Genomic DNA, 17,467 nt, shown 5'->3' with positions numbered 1-17,467 from the left:
CTCAGCATGCGCCCGACCCACGGCCGGCCGCCAGCGGCTCCGGTGCCCGCCGCGGCGCACAGCAGCAGCCGGACGCGGAAGAACCAGGTCACGGCATCACCGGCGGCTCGAAGTCGAAGGTCAGGCCGAGCAGCCAGAGCAGCAGCAGGCAGACCGGCAGGTGGAAGAGGAACTGCAGGAACGTGAAGCCCACCAGGTCCCGCGCCCGCAGCCCCAGCACCGCGAGCAGCGGCAGCATGAAGAACGGGTTCACCAGGTTGGGCAGCGCCTCCGCGGCGTTGTAGATCTGCACCGTCCAGCCGAGGTTCATGTGCACGTCGGTGGCCGACTGCATGACGTACGGCGCCTCCACCAGCCACTTGCCGCCGCCGGAGGGGACCAGCAGGCCGAGCAGCGCGGTGTAGACCGCGATCACGACCGCGAACGCGCCGCCGCCCCCGAGGTCGGTGAAGAGGTTGGCGAGGTGCTGGGAGACGGTGAGGCCGTCGTGTCCCGCGGCCCGGGTCAGGACGGCGGACATCGCGGCGTACAACGGGAACTGCACGAGCACGCCCGCGGTGGCCGGCACCGCCTTGGCGGTGGCGTCCAGGAAGCCGCGCGGGGTGCCGTGCAGCATCAGGCCGAGCACCAGGAAGACCAGCAGGTAGCCGTTGAGGTTGCTCAGCACGCTCAGCACCGGCAGTGTGGCGAGCTGCAGCACCAGCCAGCCGAAGGCGAGCAGGCCGATCAGCGCGGGCAGGATCCGGGAGTGCTCGAGCCACTCCCCGGGGCGGGTGCGCGGCGCCGCCGGTGCGACGGAGTCGTCGAGGTCGACGTCCATGTCCTCCGCGGTGCGCACCGACGCCCCCTGCGGCGCCGAGGCCCACGCGACCCCGACCGACAGCGCGATCAGGACCGCCGCCATCGTCAGCGACTGCCAGGTCAGGATGGTCTTGCCGAAGTCCAGGACGCCGGTGATCTCCAGCAGCTCCGGCGGCAGCGAGGCCGGGGTCGCCTGCAGCTGCGCGGCCGACGAGGACAGGCCCAGCGCCCACACCGCGCCCAGGCCGAGGTACGCCGCGGCGCCGAGGGCGCGGTAGTCGGCGCGAAGGTCGGTACGTCGGGCGATCGCGCGCGCCAGCAGCCCGCTGAAGACCAGGGAGAGGCCCCAGTTGAGCATCGAGACCAGGCAGGAGACCAGGGCGACGAACGCGACCGCGCCCCGCGGCGTGGACGGCAGGGTCGCGATCCGCTCGATGATCCGGGCCACCGGCGCGGACGAGGCGACGACGTACCCGGTGAGCACCACCATCGCCATCTGCAAGGTGAAGGCGGTCAGGTCCCAGAACCCGTCGCCGAAGGTGCCGACCACGACCTTGGGGCTCGCGCCGTTGACGAGCGCGGCGACCGAGACGACCACGACCCCGATGAGGGCGAAGACGTAGGCGTCGGGGAACCAGCGTTCCGTCCACGCCGCCGAGCGCTGGGCGAAGCGGGCGAGGCCGCGCTCCGGGGTCTGTGTGGTGGCCACCGAGTCGGCCTGCGTCATGGCTGGTGCTCCGTTCGTCCCGAGATCGGGCAACGACGCTAGCAGCGTGCGCGGGTGGGTCGACCGCGCGTGACGCGTGGGCCCCGGCTCAGGTGCCGCTGGTGCGCGGCAGCCTGGCCATCCCGTAGGCGCGGGCCGGCCGGATCCGCACCACCAGGCGCCGCTCGTCGACCATCGCCCGGCGGTACGCCGCCCAGTCCTCGTGCTCCCCCACGAGCGCGCGGTAGAGCCGGACCAGCTCCTCCACGGTGGCGTCGTCGGGGCGCTCGGCGACCGGGGACAGCTCGGCCTCGCCCTCGAGCACGGCGTAGGAGAAGAAGGTGTCGCCGTTGACGTGCACCGCAGCCCAGGGCCGCCGGGCCAGGTTCCTCGCCTTGGCCCGGTCGGCGGTGGTCGAGATCCGGATCAGCCCGTCCTCGTCCACCGCCTGCAGCACGTTGGACAGCTGGGGCAGGCCGTTGCCACGGATCGTGGTGAAGACCGCCTCCCGGTTGGCTCGCGCCAGGACCAGCGCGTCTGACAGCTCCATGTCGGGGCAGCCGTCCCGGGCGCGCCGCTATTCCCGTCCCCCCAAGTTTCCGGCGCCGGCTCAGTCCGCGGCGGCGAAGACCTGGACGACGGTCTCGCCCGGGCAGTCGGCGGACTCCCGGATCGCCCACCGGCCGAGCCGGTCACCGGACTTCCAGCTCGCCTCCGCGTCGTGCTCCTCGGTCTCGCCCTCGGTCACCGCGAACCCGGCGTCGACCGCGTCGTGGTTGAGGAAGTGGAGGATGTCGGCGAAGGGTGCCGAGGACACGCCGGTGACGATGATGCCGGTCTCGCCGCGGTCCTCGACGTCGTACACCGTGGTCTGCGGCGGGAACACCCACTCCTCGGGGAAGCCGTCGGCGTACGGCGGGTCGACCGCCTGCGCGTCGGCCCGGCAGGTCGTCCGGTCGGCCGCGTCCTCCATCTCGTGCTCGGCCGCCTGCTCGCGAGCCCGCTCCCCGGACGGCTCGGCCTCGCTGTCACCGCCGCAGGCCGCCAGCAGCGGGAGCCCGAGCAGCAGCGCGGCCACCAGCCCGGCGGCCCGCGTGGGGGCGGAGCGCGTCACTGGGTCGCCCTCGGGTCGTACTTCGGGAACAGGGTGCGGCCGCCGCTCTGCCGCGCGATGGTGGCGTAGGCGTCGTGACCGTTCTTCCCGGGGTGGTCGACGCAGGCGCGGATGCAGCCGTCGGCGTAGCCGACCAGCACCCGGCCGTGCCGGTCGAGCGTGATGTCCATGAAGTCCAGCAGGTTGCGGTCGTCACCGCAGGTGGTGCCGGCCGTGCACAGCGACCCGCGCTGCACCGGGTCGTGCGGGGTCGCGTCCCGCGTCACCCAGTGCCGGCCGCCGTCGTAGGTGGTGCTGACGTAGAGGTGCCACACGCCGCGGAAGGTGTCGGCGTTCTGGTAGTCGCCGCCCTTCGTGGTGCCGAGGTAGGCGAACGCGGCCCGGTCGTCGGCGCCCGCGACCACGGCCGGGAAGACGGCGTTCCTCACTCCGAGGTCACCGGCGACCTGCTGGCCGTGCTTCCAGGTCCTGCCGCGGTCGTGGCTCACGGCGACCCCGGGGCGGCCGTCGGCGCCGACGTACCCGAAGTAGACGGTGCCGTTGCCGCCGATCCCGACCGACGGGTCGGAGTCGCCGACGGTGCTGGACGGGACCTTGCGGACGGTCCAGCTCTGCCCGTCGTCGCGCGAGACCGCGACGGCGGCGTTCGAGCCGCAGCCCTTGTTGGGGAGGTACGCCGTGCCGTCGGGCGCGACCTTGACGTGGCCGTGCAGGCCGCCGCACTGGGTCAGGTCGTACGTCGGGACACCGGGGCCGAACGTCGTGCCGCCGTCGTGCGAGGCGGCGCAGAACGCGGTCGCGATGTCCTGGCTGCAGTAGTAGACGACGTGGTCGTAGTCGGTGGTGGGCAGGCTGCCGAGGCCGTCGGCGGCGTAGGGGCCGCCGCCGATGGTCTGGTGGTCGACACCGCTGGGGATGCCGCCCCCGGTGCTGGGCAGCCAGGTCTTCCCGCCGTCGTCGGTGTAGCAGGTGAACGAGTTGACCCCGGTCAGCTGCGACTCGAAGGTCCGGCCGGTGGTGCGGTCGGTGAAGAGGATCGGGTCGAGGCTCTCGGTGCTGCCCTGGGGGCACCCGTTGGTGGCGTTCGCGGAGACGTCGGTCCAGCTGGCCCGGCCCTGCTTCCAGCGCACCTTGTAGGTGGACAGGTAGGCCTGGTACATCGTGGCGCCGCTGGCGAAGCTGGCCCCGATCGACGGCTCGCCCGCGTTGTTCGCGTCCGGGAGCGTCCGGGGTGCCGCGTAGTTGCGGAACGACGGTGCCCGGCCGGTGCCGGGGGCGGGGTTGTCGGGCTTGTCGACCAGCTTCGCGGTGGCCGTGTAGGTCTCACCGGCGGGCGTGAACGGCACCACCCGGACGGTGTAGTCGCCCGCGGCGGGGGCGGTCAGGACCACCTCGGGGTCGGCGCTCGAGGCCGCGGTCGCCACGGACTCGCCCTTCGCGTCGAGCAGGTAGACGTCGAAGTCCGCGGCGGCGTTCTCCCAGGCCACCGACACCTTGAGCTGGTGCTGGCGCCCGTAACCGGACGGGGTGTCGACGTGGAGCGTGAAGTCGTCGCACGAGTCGGGCGCGGAGCAGTCCGGGGCGTCCAGGGCGGTGCCGGTGACGTTGGGCACCACGAAGGGTCCCCCCGTCCACGACACCTTCCGGGGGCCGTCCGCGGACACGGAGCCCTCCGCGGGCTCCGCGGCGTCGGCGCTGCCGAGCACGGTGAGACCACCCGCGAGGAGCAGCAGTGACGCGGTGGCACCGAGGACGGTGCGGGGCAGGGTGAGGCGCATGCAGGTGGCCCTTCGCCGAGGAGGTCGAACCCTTGGTCAACGACCCAGGTGCCCGAGCGCTACGTCTGCGAAACCCGGACGGCCGACCGGTCTGGACCCGCCGGCCGCCCTCAGCCCTCGTGGATGGGCTGCTCGGGCAGCTTCTTGACCCGGGCCCGGCGCCTGCGACGTGCGGGGATCATCGACTTCATCTCCTCGAGCTTCCCGAAGCACAGCAGCCGGTCGCCCGCCTCGACGACCTCCTTGTGCCGCGGGTTCGGGATGACCTTCGCGCCCCGGTGCAGGGTCAGCACGGTGATGTCGCGCTCGTCGAGCCCCGACTCGCTCAGCTTCCTGCCCACCAGGTCCGCACCCGGGTGGACCAGCAGCTCGGCGACGCCGTACCCGGTCGAGACGCTGAGCCGCTGGCGCACGTCGATCTCCGGGAAGGCCACCTGGTTGGCGATGTAGTCGATGATCGCGCCGGCCACGTCGAGCTGGGTGGCGGTCTCGATGCCCTCGAGGCCCGGCGAGGAGTTGACCTCCATCACCAGCGGGCCGTCGTTGCCCTCGAGCATGTCGACGCCGGCGACCCGTAGCCCCATGATCTGGGCCGCCTGCACCGCGGTCCGCTCGTACTCCTCGTCCAGCGCCACCGGCTCCACCGAGCCGCCGCGGTGCACGTTGGACCGGAACTCGTCGCCCTGCGCGACCCGCCGCATCGCCGCGACCACCCGGTCACCGACGACCAGCGCGCGGATGTCGCGCCCCTTGCTCTCCTTGACGAAGCGCTGGATCAGCACGTTCTGCTGGGTGCTGTGCAGGGTCTCGATGATCGCCTCGGCGACCTTGCGGTCGGGCGCGAGGATGACGCCGATGCCCTGGGTGCCCTCGAGCAGCTTGATGACCACCGGGGCCCCGCCCACCCGCTCGATCGCGGGGATCACGTCGGCACGGTCGCGCACGAACGTCGTGGCCGGCATCCGGATGTTGTGCCGGGACAGGATCTGGGTGGCGCGCAGCTTGTCGCGGCTGTTGGTGATGCCGTACGCCGGGTTCGGCGTGTAGACGTCCATCTGCTCGAACTGCCGCACCACGGCGGTGCCGAAGTAGGTGATGGAGTTCCCGATCCTCGGCAGGATCGCGTCGTAGTGCGAGAGCTGCTTGCCACGGAACTGCAGGTCCGGCTCCTCGCCCGAGAGGTCGATCGAGAACCGCAGCGTGTTCAGCACCTTGACCGTGTGGCCGCGGTCCAGCGCGGCCGACCGGAGTCGCTGGGTGCTGTAGGCGCGCGGGGCGCGGGAGAGGATCGCTAGCTTCATGCCCGTCCTGGTCCGAGGTGGGGTGCCGGCCGCCCATTCAAGCACCGGCGGTGCGGCGCCGGACAGGCGCCTGCTGACAGGATGGGCGCATGCCGACGACTGATGAGAAGACCATCGCCGGCTGGCGGGAGTGGGTCGGTCTGCCCGACTGCGGTGTCAGCTGGGTCAAGGCCAAGATCGACACCGGCGCCCGTTCCTCGGCGCTCCACGCCTTCGACATCGAGCAGTTCGAGCGCGACGGCGAGCCGTGGGTCCGCTACTCGATCCACCCCTGGCAGGGCTCCGGCGAGGACGCCACGACCGTGGAGAGCCGGGTGCACGACCGCCGGGTCGTCCGCAGCTCCTCCGGGCACTCCGACGAGCGGTACGTCGTGCGCATGGACGTCCGGCTGGTGGGCCGCACGGTCACCACGGAGATGACCCTGTCGCGTCGCGACCAGATGGGCTTCCGGATGCTGATCGGGCGCGAGGCCCTGCGCCAGGACTTCGTGGTCGATCCCGCGCGCTCCTACCTCGGCGGCCGACCGCCGCTGCCGGTGCGCCGCCGGAACCGGGGACGTTGATGGCGCGCGACTCGTTCGCGATCGGCCCGGTCCGGGTCCGGGCGGGCAGCGCCCGCGACCTCGAGCTGCCGATCACCCGGATGATCACCGGGGCCGACGTCGGACTGCCGGTCCGGATCATCCACGGCCGCGAGGACGGGCCGGTGGTGTGGGTCAACGCCGCCACGCACGGCGACGAGGTGGTCGGGGTCGAGGTGGTCCGCCGGCTGCTGGCGGCCCTCTCCCCCCGCGAGATGCGCGGGACCCTGATCGCGGTCCCCGTCCTCAACGTGCTCGGCGTGATGACCGGCGAGCGCTACCTGCCGGACCGGCGCGACCTCAACCGCTCGTTCCCGGGGTCGTCCCGGGGCTCCCTGGCCAGCCGGATCGCGCACCTGATGATGACCGAGGTCGTGGCCAAGTGCGAGGTCGGGATCGACCTGCACACCGGCTCGGACCGGCGCACCAACCTGCCCCAGGTCCGCGCCGACCTCGACGACGAGCGCACCCGGTTCCTCGCTGCTGCGTTCGCCGCCCCCGTCATGCTGCACGCGCGCATCCGGGACGGCTCGCTGCGGCACGCAGCGCGGGAGCGGGGGGCCACGGTGCTGCTCTACGAGGGCGGCGAGGCGTGGCGCTTCGACGAGTGGGCGATCACGGCGGCGGTGGACGGCGTGCGCCGGGTGCTGGCCGCGCTCGGCATGATCGACGCGGTCGACGAACCGGCGCCGGAGCCCAGCGTCGAGTGCCGGCAGAGCGGCTGGGTCCGGGCCCGGCACACCGGCTTCCTCCACCTTGACGCACAGCTCGGGCAGCGGGTCGCCGACGGCGAGCGGCTGGGCAGCCTGTCCGACTCGTTCGGGCGCACCCTGCGGCTAGTGCGCGCCGACCGCACCGGCATCGTGATCGGCCGGACCGAGGCGCCGGTGGTCAACGGCGGCGACGCGGTCGTGCACCTCGCCGCCCCCGCCGACTGACCCGGCTCGCCCTGTCCGCGCTGCTCCTGCTGGCGGCGGTGAGCCCCTCGACGGGCGGCCTCACGACGACCTACACCTCCGAGCCCGCGCACGCTCAGCGGCCGACGTACGCCGCGAGGTGCCGGCCGGTGAGGGTGGAGCGGTCGGCGACCAGGTCGGCGGGCGAGCCCTCGAAGACGACCCGGCCGCCGTCGTGCCCGGCGCCCGGGCCGAGGTCGATGATCCAGTCGGCGTGCGCCATCACGGCCTGGTGGTGCTCGATGACGATGACCGAACGTCCGCTGTCGACCAGCCGGTCCAGCAGGCCGAGCAGCTGCTCGACGTCGGCGAGGTGCAGGCCGGTGGTCGGCTCGTCGAGGAGGTAGACCTCAGCCTTGTCGGCCATCTGGGCGGCCAGCTTGAGCCGCTGGCGCTCACCGCCGGACAGCGTGGTGAGCGGCTGCCCGAGGCTGAGGTAGCCGAGTCCGACGTCGGCGAGCCGGTCCAGGATCCGGTGGGCCGCGGGCACCTTGGCCTCGCCGTCGGCGAAGAAGGCGGCGGCCTCGCTGACCGACATCGCCAGCACCTCGCTGATGTCCCGGCCACCGAGGGTGTACTCCAGCACCGACGCCTGGAAGCGCCGCCCCTCGCAGTCCTCGCACGGCGACTCGACGGTCGCCATCACCCCGAGCTCGGTGAAGATCACGCCCGCCCCGTTGCACGTCGGGCAGGCGCCCTCGGAGTTGGAGCTGAACAGCGCGGGCTTCACGCCGTTGGCCTTGGCGAACGCCTTGCGGATCGGCTCGAGCAGTCCGGTGTACGTCGCGGGGTTGCTGCGCCGGGAGCCCTTGATCGCGCTCTGGTCGACCGACACGACCCCGTCACGACCGACGAGCGAGCCGGTGACCAGCGAGCTCTTGCCGGAGCCCGCGACACCGGTCAGCACGCACAGCACGCCGAGCGGCACGTCGACGTCGACGTCGCGCAGGTTGTGGGTGGCCGCGCCGCGGATCTCGAGCGTCCCGGTGGGGGTGCGGACCTCGTCCTTGAGCGCCGCCCGGTCGTCGAGGTGACGGCCGGTGACGGTGTCGCTGCGGCGAAGCCCCTCCACGGTGCCCTCGAAGCAGACCGCGCCGCCCCCGGACCCGGCGCCCGGGCCGAGGTCGACCACGTGGTCGGCGATGGCGATCGCCTCGGGCTTGTGCTCGACGACCAGCACCGTGTTGCCCTTGTCGCGCAGCTGGAGCAGCAGCTGGTTCATCCGCTCGATGTCGTGCGGGTGCAGCCCGATGGTGGGCTCGTCGAAGACATAGGTGACGTCGGTGAGCGACGACCCGAGGTGGCGGATCATCTTGGTGCGCTGGGCCTCGCCGCCCGACAGCGTGCCGGCCGGGCGGTCGAGCGAGAGGTAGCCGAGCCCGATCTCGGTGAACGAGTCGAGCAGGTGCCGCAGCCCGGCCAGCAGCGGGGCGATCGTCGGCTCCTCGAGGTCGCGCACCCAGGCGGCCAGGTCGCTGATCTGCATCGCGCACAGGTCGGCGATGTTCTTGCCGTTGACCTTCGCCGCCAGCGCCTCCTTGGTGAGCCGGGTGCCGTCACACTCGGGGCAGGTCTGGAAGGTCACCGCCCGCTCGACGAACCGCCGCACGTGCGGCTGCATCGCCTCCGGGTCCTTGGAGAGCATGGACTTCTGGATCTTCGGGATGATCCCCTCGAAGGTGAGGTTGACGCCCTCGACCTTGATCTTGGTCGGCTCCGCGTGGAGCATCGTGTCGAGCTGCTTGGCGGTGAACGTCGCGATCGGCGCGTCCATCGGCAGCCCGATGCCCTCGAAGAGCCGGCCGTACCACCCGTCCATCGAGTAGCCCGGGATCGTCAGCGCCCCGTCGCGCAGCGACCTCGACTCGTCGTACAGCGCGGTGAGGTCGATGTCGGTGACGTTGCCCATCCCCTCGCAACGCGGGCACATGCCGCCGAGGTAGACCGCGCCGCGGACGACGCTCTTCTCCACCCGGCCGCCCTTCTCGGTCGACATGACGCCGCTCGCCCGCCGGGTAGGGACGTTGAAGGAGAACGCCGTCGGCGGGCCGACGTAGGGGTCGCCGAGGCGGCTGAAGAGGATGCGCAGCATCGCGTTGGCGTCGGTGGCGGTGCCGACGGTGGAGCGGGGGTTCGCGCCGAGTCGCTCCTGGTCGACGATGATCGCCGTCGTCAGGCCCTCGAGGAGGTCCACCTCGGGGCGGGCCAGGCTCGGCATGAAGCCCTGCACGAAGGCGCTGTAGGTCTCGTTGATCATCCGCTGCGACTCGGCGGCGATCGTGGCGAAGACGAGGGAGCTCTTGCCCGAGCCGGAGACGCCGGTGAACGCCGTCAGCCTCCGCTTCGGTATCTCGACGCTCACGTCCTTGAGGTTGTTGACGCGCGCACCGTGCACGCGGATCAGGTCGTGGGTGTCGGCGACGTGCATGCTGGATGTCTCCCCTGTCGGTTCGTGGGTCAGGCGGCCGGGCTCGCCCAGGCGAGGCCGTCCGGGGCCGAGGCGTGGCTCTCGAGCTCGACGTACCTGCTGCCGAAGCTCTTCGCCACGGCCAGGCCCCGCTCGACGTAGGACTGCCTGCTGGCCCTGACGTCCTCGAGCCCCAGCAGCAGCACGACCTCGTCGACCTTCCGGGTGGTGGGGCCGGTGTCCTTCTTCGCGCTCGTCGCGACCTTCCAGATCGCGTCGTCCGGGGCCTGCATGACGCCGCCGTACCCCCAGAATCCCTTCCTGGCCGGCTTCAGCGACGTGGCGCCCGCGTCGAGGGCGGTGCCGACGAGGCTGTCGACGGTGCTCGGCTGGGACACGACCAGCGACCGGGTGTAGCCCCGGAAGCCGGTGGTCGGCGCGTCCCCGGCGCGGACGCGCACGGTGTCGTCGAGGTCGAACGCCGCGGCGTGGAAGGCCTTGGCGGCGGCGGGGTCGGGCGCCTCGAGGGTGACGGAGCGGATCGAGGCCATCTCAACGCACCTCGTTGATCCGGATCAGGTTGCCGGCCGGGTCCCGGACGGCGCAGTCGCGGATGCCGTACGGCTGGTCGATGGGCTCCTGGACGATGTCGGCGCCACCGGCCTCCAGCGCCGCGAAGGTCGCGTCGACGTCGGGAGTCGCGAGGGTGAGGATCGCGTAGGTCCCCTTGGCCATCATCTCGGTGATGGTCCGGCGCTCCTCGTCGGTGACGCCCGGGTCGGCGGCCGGCGGGTGCAGCACCAAGGAGGTTCCGGGCTGGTCCGGGTGGCCGACCGTCAGCCAGCGCATGCCGTTGTAGCCGACGTCGTTGCGCAGCTCGAAGCCGAGCAGGTCGCGGTAGAAGCCCAGGGCGGCCTCGCCGTCGTCGTGCGGGAGGAAGGCGTTGTGAATGGTGATGTCCATGCCGATCACGCTAGAGGCGACGCCGGCTCCCGTGCTTCTCGATTCCTGACCGGTCTTGTGACCTGCTTCGAGACGCAGGCCGGCATCTCGGTCGTGGCCGGCGCCATCCGGGTCCGGTACGCGCTGGGCGACATCCCGACCAGCTCGGTGAACCGGGTGCTGAAGGTGCCCAGGGACGAGCACCCGACCTCGAAGCAGACCTCGGTGACGCTCAGGTCGCCGCGCCGCAGCAGCGCCATCGCGCGCTCGATGCGCCGGGTCATCAGGTAGGCGTACGGCGACTCGCCGTACGCGAGCTTGAACTGCCGGCTCAGGTGCCCGGCCGACATGTGCACGCCGCGCGCCAGCGCCTCGACGTCGAGCGGCTGGGCGTACTCGCGGTCCATCCGGTCACGGACGCGGCGCAGCAGCGCGAGGTCGCGCAGCCGCTGCGGGTCGACGGGTCTGCTCGTCACCCCACGATCGTGTCACGTCCCGGCCGCGGCCGCGCGGAGAATTTCGGTGCGTGCCGGGGCTTGACCTTGACGCTGCGTCAACCCTCGACGCTGTCACCATGACTCCTCAGACCACCGCCATCGAGGTCGCCGGGATCGTGAAGTCGTACGGCGACGACGCGGTCCTGCGCGGCATCGACCTCTCCGTGCCCACCGGCACCGTCTACGCCCTGCTCGGGCCGAACGGCGCCGGCAAGACCACCATGGTCCGCATCCTCTCCACGTTGATCGCCGCCGACGAGGGCGTGGCCCGGGTCGCCGGCTTCGACGTCCGGACCGAGCCCGACGGCGTACGCCGCTCCATCGGGGTCACCGGCCAGTTCTCCGCGATCGACGAGCTGCTGACCGGACGGGAGAACCTCCGGCTGATGGCGGACCTCGCACATCTGCCCCGGCGCGAGGTCACGGCTCGGGCCGACGAGCTGCTGGGCCGGTTCGGGCTGGCCGACGCCGCCGACCGCCGCGCCGCGACGTACTCCGGCGGCATGAAGCGCCGCCTCGACCTCGCCATGACGCTCGTGAGCCGTCCGCGGCTGATCTTCCTCGACGAGCCGACCACCGGTCTCGACCCGCGCAGCCGCCGGGACCTCTGGCTGATCGTCCGCGAGCTGCTCGCCGACGGCGTGACGATCTTCCTGACCACCCAGTACCTCGAGGAGGCCGACCAGCTCGCCGACACCGTCGGGCTCCTCGACGGCGGGCGCCTGGTCGCCGAGGGCACGCCGGCACAGCTGAAGGCGCAGGCCGGTGGCGAGACCCTCGACGACGTCTTCCTCGCGCTCACCGGCCACGCCGCCACCACCGACCACGACGACGAGACGGAGACCCTCCGATGACCACGATGACCTACGCCGTCCGCGACTCGGCCACGCTGACGCGCCGCAACCTCAAGCACCTGCTGCGCTACCCGTCCCTGACACTGACGATCCTCGGCATGCCGGTGGTGTTCCTGCTGCTGTTCGTCTACGTCCTCGGCGGCACCCTGGGCGCCGGGCTTCCCGGCGGGGCCGGCAGCGCCGACCCTCGGGCCGACTACCTGCACTACCTCACGCCGGCGATCCTGGTCATGACGGTGGTGTCGGTGGCGCAGAGCACCGCGATCCTGGTCGCGAAGGACGCGACCGAGGGCATCATCGACCGGTTCAGGACGTTGCCGATCGCACGGTCGGCGCCGCTGACCTCGCACGTGCTGGCGGCGATGGCGCAGACGGTCTTCGGGCTCGCCGTGGTCCTCGCGATCGCGCTCCTGCTGGGCTACCGCAGCGACGCCTCGCTCACGGGGTGGGCGGGAGCGATCGGCATCCTGCTGCTCATGGGCTGGGCGGTGACCTGGCTGTGCGTCGCCCTCGGGCTGGCCAGCGGCAGCGTCGAGGCCGCCAGCAACGCACCGATGCCGCTGATCCTGCTGCCGTTCGTCTCCAGCGCCTTCGTGCCGACCGACTCGATGCCGACCGGGCTGGCGTGGTTCGCGGAGCACCAGCCCTTCACCCCGGTCATCGAGACCCTGCGGGCCTTCCTCGAGGGCAGCGACCCGGGCGCGGACGCCTGGTGGGCGATCGGCTGGTGCCTGCTGGTCACGGTGCTCTGCTTCCGGTGGGCCGACCGGGTGTTCGGCAGGGTTCGGGCAGGCTGAGCCCATGCTCACGATCAGCCAGCTGGCGGCGCACGCCGGGGTCACGGTGCGCACGGTGCGCCACTACCACCACGTCGGGCTGCTGCCCGAGCCGGCTCGGGACGCCTCCGGCTACCGGACGTACGGCGCCGGCGACGTCGTCCGCCTCATCCGGGTCCGCACCCTGGCCGAGGCCGGCGTGCCCCTGGCCCGGGTCTCGGAGCTGCTCGCCGCCACGCCCGAGGAGTTCGGCGACGCCGTGGTGCAGATCGACGCCGAGCTGCGCGCGCGGATCCGCGAGCTGCAGGAGCACCGGCGACGGATCGCCCGGCTCGCCGACGGGGACTCGCTGGCGCTGCCGGCCGAGGTCGTCGCCTACCTCGACAAGCTGCGCGCCAGCGGCGCGTCGGACGCGATGGTCGAGGGCGAGCGCGACGGCTGGATCCTCGTGGCCGCCCGCTGGCCGGAGAAGATCCCCGAGTTCATGGCCGACAAGACCGCCCAGCTCGACGACCCCCGCACGGTGCGGCTCTACCGGCTGATCGACGGGCTGGTCCACAGCGGCGTCGACGGGGGCCGGCCGGACGAGGACCAGCTCGGCGCGGTGGCCGACCTGATGGCCGAGATGGCCGAGGAGTCCGCGGCACGCGGGGAGCTGGACCGGCAGAGCGAGGAGCTGGGTGACGACGCGTTCGTCGGCCTCATCGACGCCTACGCCTCCGACGCCCACCCCATCGTGGAGCGGCTCCGGGAGCTGCTGGCTGAACGGGGGTGGGCCGGCTGGAGCCGCATGGAGCGGGCCGCCGCGACGGTCCGGGCCCCTGACGCCGTCGGTCCTGCCCGCTAGCGTCCGGACCATGGACGACACGGGTGGGCCCGAGGTGGCGCTGCGACCGGTGCGCGACTCCGACCTGGACGCGCTGTTCGACCAGATGCGTGACCCGGAGTCGGTGCGGATGGCCGCGTTCACGGCCGAGGACCCCGACGACCGGGAGTGGTTCGACGCGCACATGAGGCGGGTGCTGACAGCGCCTGGGACCACGCACCTCGCCGTCACCGCGGACGGCGACCTGGTCGGCAGCATCGCCGCCTTCGTCATCGACGGTGAGCACGAGGTCACCTACTGGATCGACCGCGCCGCGTGGGGGCGGGGCATCGCCAGCCGCGCCCTCGCCCTGCTGCTGGAGCGGGTGCCGACCCGCCCGATCCGTGCCCGGGTGGCCAGCGACAACGCCGGCTCGCTCCGGGTGCTGGTCAGGAACGGGTTCCGCGCGGTCGGCACGGAGGTGGCGTTCGCACGGGCCCGTGGGACCGAGATCGAGGAGACGATCCTGCAGCTGGGCTGACTGCGCAGCCAGGGCGGCGGCACCGGGCCGGCTAGTGGGCCATGTCGACGAAGCGCGAGTAGTGGCCCTGGAAGGCGACCACCAGGTCGCGGGTGGGGCCGTTGCGGTGCTTGGCCACGATCACGTCCGCCTCGCCGGGACGGGTGGACTCCTTCTCGTAGACGTCGTCGCGGTGCAGCAGGATCACCATGTCGGCGTCCTGCTCGATCGATCCCGACTCACGCAGGTCGGAGACCATCGGCCGCTTGTCCGCCCGCTGCTCGGCGCCACGGTTGAGCTGGGACAGCGCGATGATCGGGATCTCGAGCTCCTTGGCGAGCAGCTTGATCTGGCGCGAGAACTCCGAGACCTCGAGCTGGCGGGACTCGACCTTCTTGCCCGAGCTCATCAGCTGGAGGTAGTCGATGACGATCAGGCGCAGGTCGTGGCGCTGCTTGAGCCGGCGGGCCTTGGCGCGGATCTCCATCATCGTCATGTTCGGCGAGTCGTCGATGAACATCGGCGCCGACGACACCTCACCCATCTTGCGGGCCAGCTTGGCCCAGTCGTCGTCGTTCATGTTGCCGTTGCGGATGTGGTTGAGCGGGACCTTCGCCTCCGCCGACAGCAGGCGCATGGTGATCTCCGAGCGCGTCATCTCCAGGCTGAAGAAGGCGCTCGTCAGGTTGTTGTGGATCGAGGCGGCCCGGCAGAAGTCGAGGGCGAGGGTCGACTTCCCCATGGCCGGACGCGCCGCGACGATGATCATCTGACCGGCGTGCAGACCGTTGGTGAGGTCGTCGAGGTCGGCGAAGCCGGTCGGCACGCCGTACAGCCCGGCCTCGCGGTTGCTGATCGCCTCGATCTCGTCGAGGACGCCGTCCATGATGTCGGAGAGCGGGACGTAGTCCTCGCCCGTGCGCTTGTCGGCGATCTTGTAGACCTCGGCCTGCGCCTGGTCCACGACGTCGTCGATCTGGCCCTCGCCGGCGTAGCCGATCTGGACGATCTTGGTGCCGGCGTCGACGAGCTTGCGCAGGATCGACTTCTCGCGGACGATCTCGGCGTAGTAGCCGGCGTTCGCCGCGATCGGCACGTTGGCCGACAGCGTGTGGAGGTACGGCGCCCCGCCGATCCGCTGCAGCTCCCCGCGGCGCTGGAGCTCGGCCGCGACGGTGACCATGTCGACCGGCTCGCCCCGGCTGTAGAGGTCGAGGATCGCCTCGTGGATCGTCTCGTGCGAGGGGCGGTAGAAGTCGGCGCCGCGCAGCACCTCGGCGACGTCGGCGATGGCGTCCTTGGACAGCAGCATCGAGCCGAGCACGGACTGCTCGGCGGCCATGTCCTGGGGCGGGGTGCGGTCGCCGGGCCGGCTGGGCCGCTCGCCGGGCGCGTACGGCGCCGGGCCGTCGCCCCACTCGTCGAGCGGCGACCCCGCGAGTCCCGCGTCGAACTGGCCGGCGGAGCCGTGGTCCCGGTACTCCTGCCCCGTCGTGCTCACCCTGGGCCTCCTGCACTCATCTGGTCGTCCCGGCACCGTCCGGCCCGTCGCCGTCGCACCGGCTCCGCGCGCCCCCGGGCGCGGCACGGACCACGGTAGGGACGGGTGCCGACAACAGGACGATCGAGGCCGCCTGCGCGGCCTCGGGACGGTTCCCGCAGGCCGGGCGACCCCCGGACCGTACGTCGGCGGGGCAGCCCGGTGAAAGCCCGTTGTCCACAGGTCCTGGGGATAACAGGCCGAAGGTCGTGGACGACACGCGGCGAGTTGTGCACCAGCTGGGGAGCAACCTGTGGAGAACTGTGGAGTCAATTCCCCCGATACCGCTCTGACCTGCGACAACGCGATCCCACAGGTGTGGATGGAAAATACCTGCGAGATCTGTTCGTTCACCCTCCGGACACCTCTTCGACCCCCGTCGGCTATGTCGACAAAGCGCTCGGACCCCGGGATTCCCACAGATGAGGCATAGTTACCCACAGGGGGTGGCGGACTAGCCCCAGTGGGGGGCATCGACGCATGAATGGTCCTTACCGTGACTAGAATCACCACCGTGTCATCCGTCGACCGCGAGATCTGGCGGCTCGCGGTCCCGGCCTTCCTGGCACTGGTGGCCGAGCCGCTCTTCCTGCTCGCCGACGCCGCGATCGTGGGCCACCTCGGCACCACCCAGCTGGCCGGCCTGGGCGTCGCCGGCGCCGTGATCCAGACCGCGGTCGGGCTGTGCGTCTTCCTCGCCTACGGCACCACGGCCTCGGTGGCCCGGCACCTCGGCGCCGGCGACCTGCGGGGCGCTCTCGCGCAGGGCATCGACGGAGTGTGGCTGGCGGTGGGCATCGGCGCCCTGACCACCCTCGCCGGCGTCGCGCTCGCCGGGCCGCTGGTCGACCTGTTCGGCGCCACGCCCGAGGTGAGCGACGCGGCCACCACCTACCTGCGGATCGCCTTCCTGGGCACCACCCCGCTGCTCGTCATGCTGGCCACCACCGGCGTGCTGCGCGGCCTCCAGGACACCCGGAGCCCGCTGGTGGTGGCGGTGGCCGGGAACGCCCTCAACGTCGTGCTGAACCTGCTTCTCGTCTTCGGACCCGGGGCGCTCCCGCACCTGGGCATCGCCGGGTCCGCGCTCGGGTCGGTGCTCGCCCAGGTCGCCAGCGCCGCCGCGCTGCTCCTGGTCGTGGTCCGCGCCGCCCGGCGCGAGCAGGCGCCGCTGCGCCCCGACCTCGCCGGCATCCGGGCCGCCGCGCACGCCGGCGTGGCGCTCGTGGTCCGGACGCTCACCCTGCGCGCGGCGCTGCTGGTCACGACGTACGCCGTCACGCTCGGCGCCGCGGACGGCTTCGACCAGCAGGTCGAGCTCGCCACCCACCAGCTGGCGATGACGATCTGGACGTTCCTGGCCTTCGTGCTCGACGCGATCGCCATCGCCGCGCAGGCCATCACCGGCCGCTACCTCGGCGCCGGCGACGCACCGGGCACCCGCGCCGTCACCCGGCGGATGGTCACCTGGGGGCTGCGCGCGGGGGTCGTGACCGGGCTGCTGCTCGCCCTCGTCAGCCCCCTCCTCGGCGTCCTGTTCACCGACGACGGCGCCGTCCGCGACCAGCTGGTGCCCGTGCTGCTCGTCGCGGCGCTCGGCCAGCCGGTCGCGGGGGTCGTGTTCGTGCTCGACGGGGTGCTGATCGGCGCCGGCGACGGCCGCTACCTCGCCCGGGCCGGCCTGGTCACCCTCGTGGTCTACGCCCCGGTCGCGCTGGCGCTGGCCCACGCGTCGGCGGGCCTGGTCGCGATCTGGGTCGCGTTCGCCGGCCTGTTCATGGGCGCCCGGCTGGTGGTGCTGGTGAGCAGGGAGCGTCGCGACGACTGGCTGGTGACCGGGGTCGGCCCGGCGACCGCCTCCTCGCCGCCGTCCCCGGCTGCGTAGGTTG

At 72.2% G+C, this 17,467-nt stretch carries 17 protein-coding genes and 1 pseudogene; 7 read left to right on the top strand and 11 right to left on the bottom strand.

Annotation, left to right across the window (positions count from 1 at the left end; all coding sequences use genetic code 11):
* Positions 1-88: 88 nt before the first annotated feature.
* The 6 genes and pseudogenes from ACFO9I_RS15800 to ACFO9I_RS15775 all read right to left on the bottom strand — a co-directional run.
* Entirely contained in the window at positions 89-1,528 is a 1,440-nt protein-coding gene (locus ACFO9I_RS15800; RefSeq protein ID WP_379182489.1) for a short-chain fatty acid transporter, read from the bottom strand.
* Between the two features lie 88 nt (positions 1,529-1,616).
* Complete coding sequence (locus ACFO9I_RS15795) at positions 1,617-2,057, bottom strand: PPOX class F420-dependent oxidoreductase (RefSeq protein WP_379182487.1); 441 nt, start codon at positions 2,055-2,057, stop codon at positions 1,617-1,619.
* Positions 2,058-2,117: 60 nt separating this feature from the next.
* Positions 2,118-2,621, bottom strand: a complete 504-nt coding sequence (locus ACFO9I_RS15790) for a hypothetical protein (RefSeq protein WP_379182485.1) — start codon at positions 2,619-2,621, stop codon at positions 2,118-2,120.
* Positions 2,618-4,399, bottom strand: a complete 1,782-nt coding sequence (locus ACFO9I_RS15785; protein WP_379182483.1) for a hypothetical protein — start codon at positions 4,397-4,399, stop codon at positions 2,618-2,620. The genes ACFO9I_RS15790 and ACFO9I_RS15785 overlap by 4 nt, the downstream gene beginning before the upstream one ends.
* 110 nt (positions 4,400-4,509) lie before the next feature.
* Positions 4,510-4,812: a cation:proton antiporter regulatory subunit gene (locus tag ACFO9I_RS15780; RefSeq protein ID WP_379182803.1), complete on the bottom strand. Its 303-nt coding sequence runs from the start codon at positions 4,810-4,812 to the stop codon at positions 4,510-4,512.
* A gap of 30 nt (positions 4,813-4,842) precedes the next feature.
* Positions 4,843-5,700 (bottom strand): annotated as a pseudogene (locus ACFO9I_RS15775) (ATP-grasp domain-containing protein); the annotation flags it as partial.
* A gap of 89 nt (positions 5,701-5,789) precedes the next feature.
* Here ACFO9I_RS15775 and ACFO9I_RS15770 point away from each other — a divergent pair.
* Together ACFO9I_RS15770 and ACFO9I_RS15765 are read left to right on the top strand one after the other, a co-directional pair.
* Positions 5,790-6,263: an ATP-dependent zinc protease gene (locus ACFO9I_RS15770; RefSeq protein ID WP_379182481.1), complete on the top strand. Its 474-nt coding sequence runs from the start codon at positions 5,790-5,792 to the stop codon at positions 6,261-6,263.
* Positions 6,263-7,219 carry a succinylglutamate desuccinylase/aspartoacylase family protein gene (locus tag ACFO9I_RS15765; protein WP_379182479.1) on the top strand — a complete coding sequence of 319 codons (957 nt, stop codon included), beginning with the start codon at positions 6,263-6,265 and terminating at the stop codon, positions 7,217-7,219. The genes ACFO9I_RS15770 and ACFO9I_RS15765 overlap by 1 nt, the downstream gene beginning before the upstream one ends.
* A 94-nt stretch (positions 7,220-7,313) precedes the next feature.
* Here the strand turns inward: ACFO9I_RS15765 and ACFO9I_RS15760 are convergent, their stop codons facing one another.
* The 4 genes from ACFO9I_RS15760 to ACFO9I_RS15745 are packed head-to-tail and all read right to left on the bottom strand — an operon-like array spanning position 7,314 to position 11,062.
* The gene (locus tag ACFO9I_RS15760) at positions 7,314-9,665 is read right to left on the bottom strand and encodes an ATP-binding cassette domain-containing protein (RefSeq protein ID WP_379182477.1); all 2,352 of its coding nucleotides are present in this window, start codon (positions 9,663-9,665) and stop codon (positions 7,314-7,316) included.
* 29 nt (positions 9,666-9,694) lie between these two features.
* Positions 9,695-10,195: a glyoxalase gene (locus tag ACFO9I_RS15755; protein ID WP_379182475.1), complete on the bottom strand. Its 501-nt coding sequence runs from the start codon at positions 10,193-10,195 to the stop codon at positions 9,695-9,697.
* A gap of 1 nt (position 10,196) precedes the next feature.
* Positions 10,197-10,607 carry a VOC family protein gene (locus tag ACFO9I_RS15750; RefSeq protein ID WP_379182474.1) on the bottom strand — a complete coding sequence of 137 codons (411 nt, stop codon included), beginning with the start codon at positions 10,605-10,607 and terminating at the stop codon, positions 10,197-10,199.
* A 5-nt stretch (positions 10,608-10,612) separates the two neighbouring features.
* A complete protein-coding gene (locus ACFO9I_RS15745) occupies positions 10,613-11,062 on the bottom strand; it encodes a helix-turn-helix transcriptional regulator (RefSeq protein WP_379182472.1) in 450 nt (149 codons plus the stop codon).
* Positions 11,063-11,160: 98 nt separating this feature from the next.
* On the opposite strand from ACFO9I_RS15745, the gene ACFO9I_RS15740 reads away from it, so the two are divergent.
* The 4 genes from ACFO9I_RS15740 to ACFO9I_RS15725 are packed head-to-tail and all read left to right on the top strand — an operon-like array spanning position 11,161 to position 14,059.
* A complete protein-coding gene (locus tag ACFO9I_RS15740) occupies positions 11,161-11,937 on the top strand; it encodes an ABC transporter ATP-binding protein (protein WP_379182470.1) in 777 nt (258 codons plus the stop codon).
* Positions 11,934-12,734 (top strand): ABC transporter permease, encoded by an 801-nt coding sequence (locus tag ACFO9I_RS15735; RefSeq protein ID WP_379182468.1) that lies wholly within the window; start codon positions 11,934-11,936, stop codon positions 12,732-12,734. Before ACFO9I_RS15740 ends, ACFO9I_RS15735 begins: the two co-directional genes overlap by 4 nt.
* Positions 12,735-12,738: 4 nt before the next feature.
* Complete coding sequence (locus tag ACFO9I_RS15730) at positions 12,739-13,560, top strand: MerR family transcriptional regulator (protein ID WP_379182466.1); 822 nt, start codon at positions 12,739-12,741, stop codon at positions 13,558-13,560.
* A gap of 10 nt (positions 13,561-13,570) precedes the next feature.
* Positions 13,571-14,059: a GNAT family N-acetyltransferase gene (locus tag ACFO9I_RS15725; RefSeq protein ID WP_379182464.1), complete on the top strand. Its 489-nt coding sequence runs from the start codon at positions 13,571-13,573 to the stop codon at positions 14,057-14,059.
* Between the two features lie 31 nt (positions 14,060-14,090).
* Here ACFO9I_RS15725 and dnaB read toward each other — a convergent pair whose 3' ends face one another.
* Positions 14,091-15,539: a replicative DNA helicase gene (dnaB, locus tag ACFO9I_RS15720; protein WP_379182462.1), complete on the bottom strand. Its 1,449-nt coding sequence runs from the start codon at positions 15,537-15,539 to the stop codon at positions 14,091-14,093.
* A 523-nt stretch (positions 15,540-16,062) separates the two neighbouring features.
* Between dnaB and ACFO9I_RS15715 the strand changes: the two genes are divergently transcribed.
* Positions 16,063-17,463, top strand: coding sequence for an MATE family efflux transporter (locus ACFO9I_RS15715; protein WP_379182460.1), 1,401 nt, complete (start codon positions 16,063-16,065; stop codon positions 17,461-17,463).
* Positions 17,464-17,467: the final 4 nt, after the last annotated feature.

Source organism: Nocardioides sp. GCM10023255 (assembly GCF_042653125.1).
GTDB lineage: Bacteria > Actinomycetota > Actinomycetes > Propionibacteriales > Nocardioidaceae > Nocardioides.
Note: the sequence above shows the minus strand (reverse complement) of the source record. Positions and strands in the feature narration are given on the sequence as shown.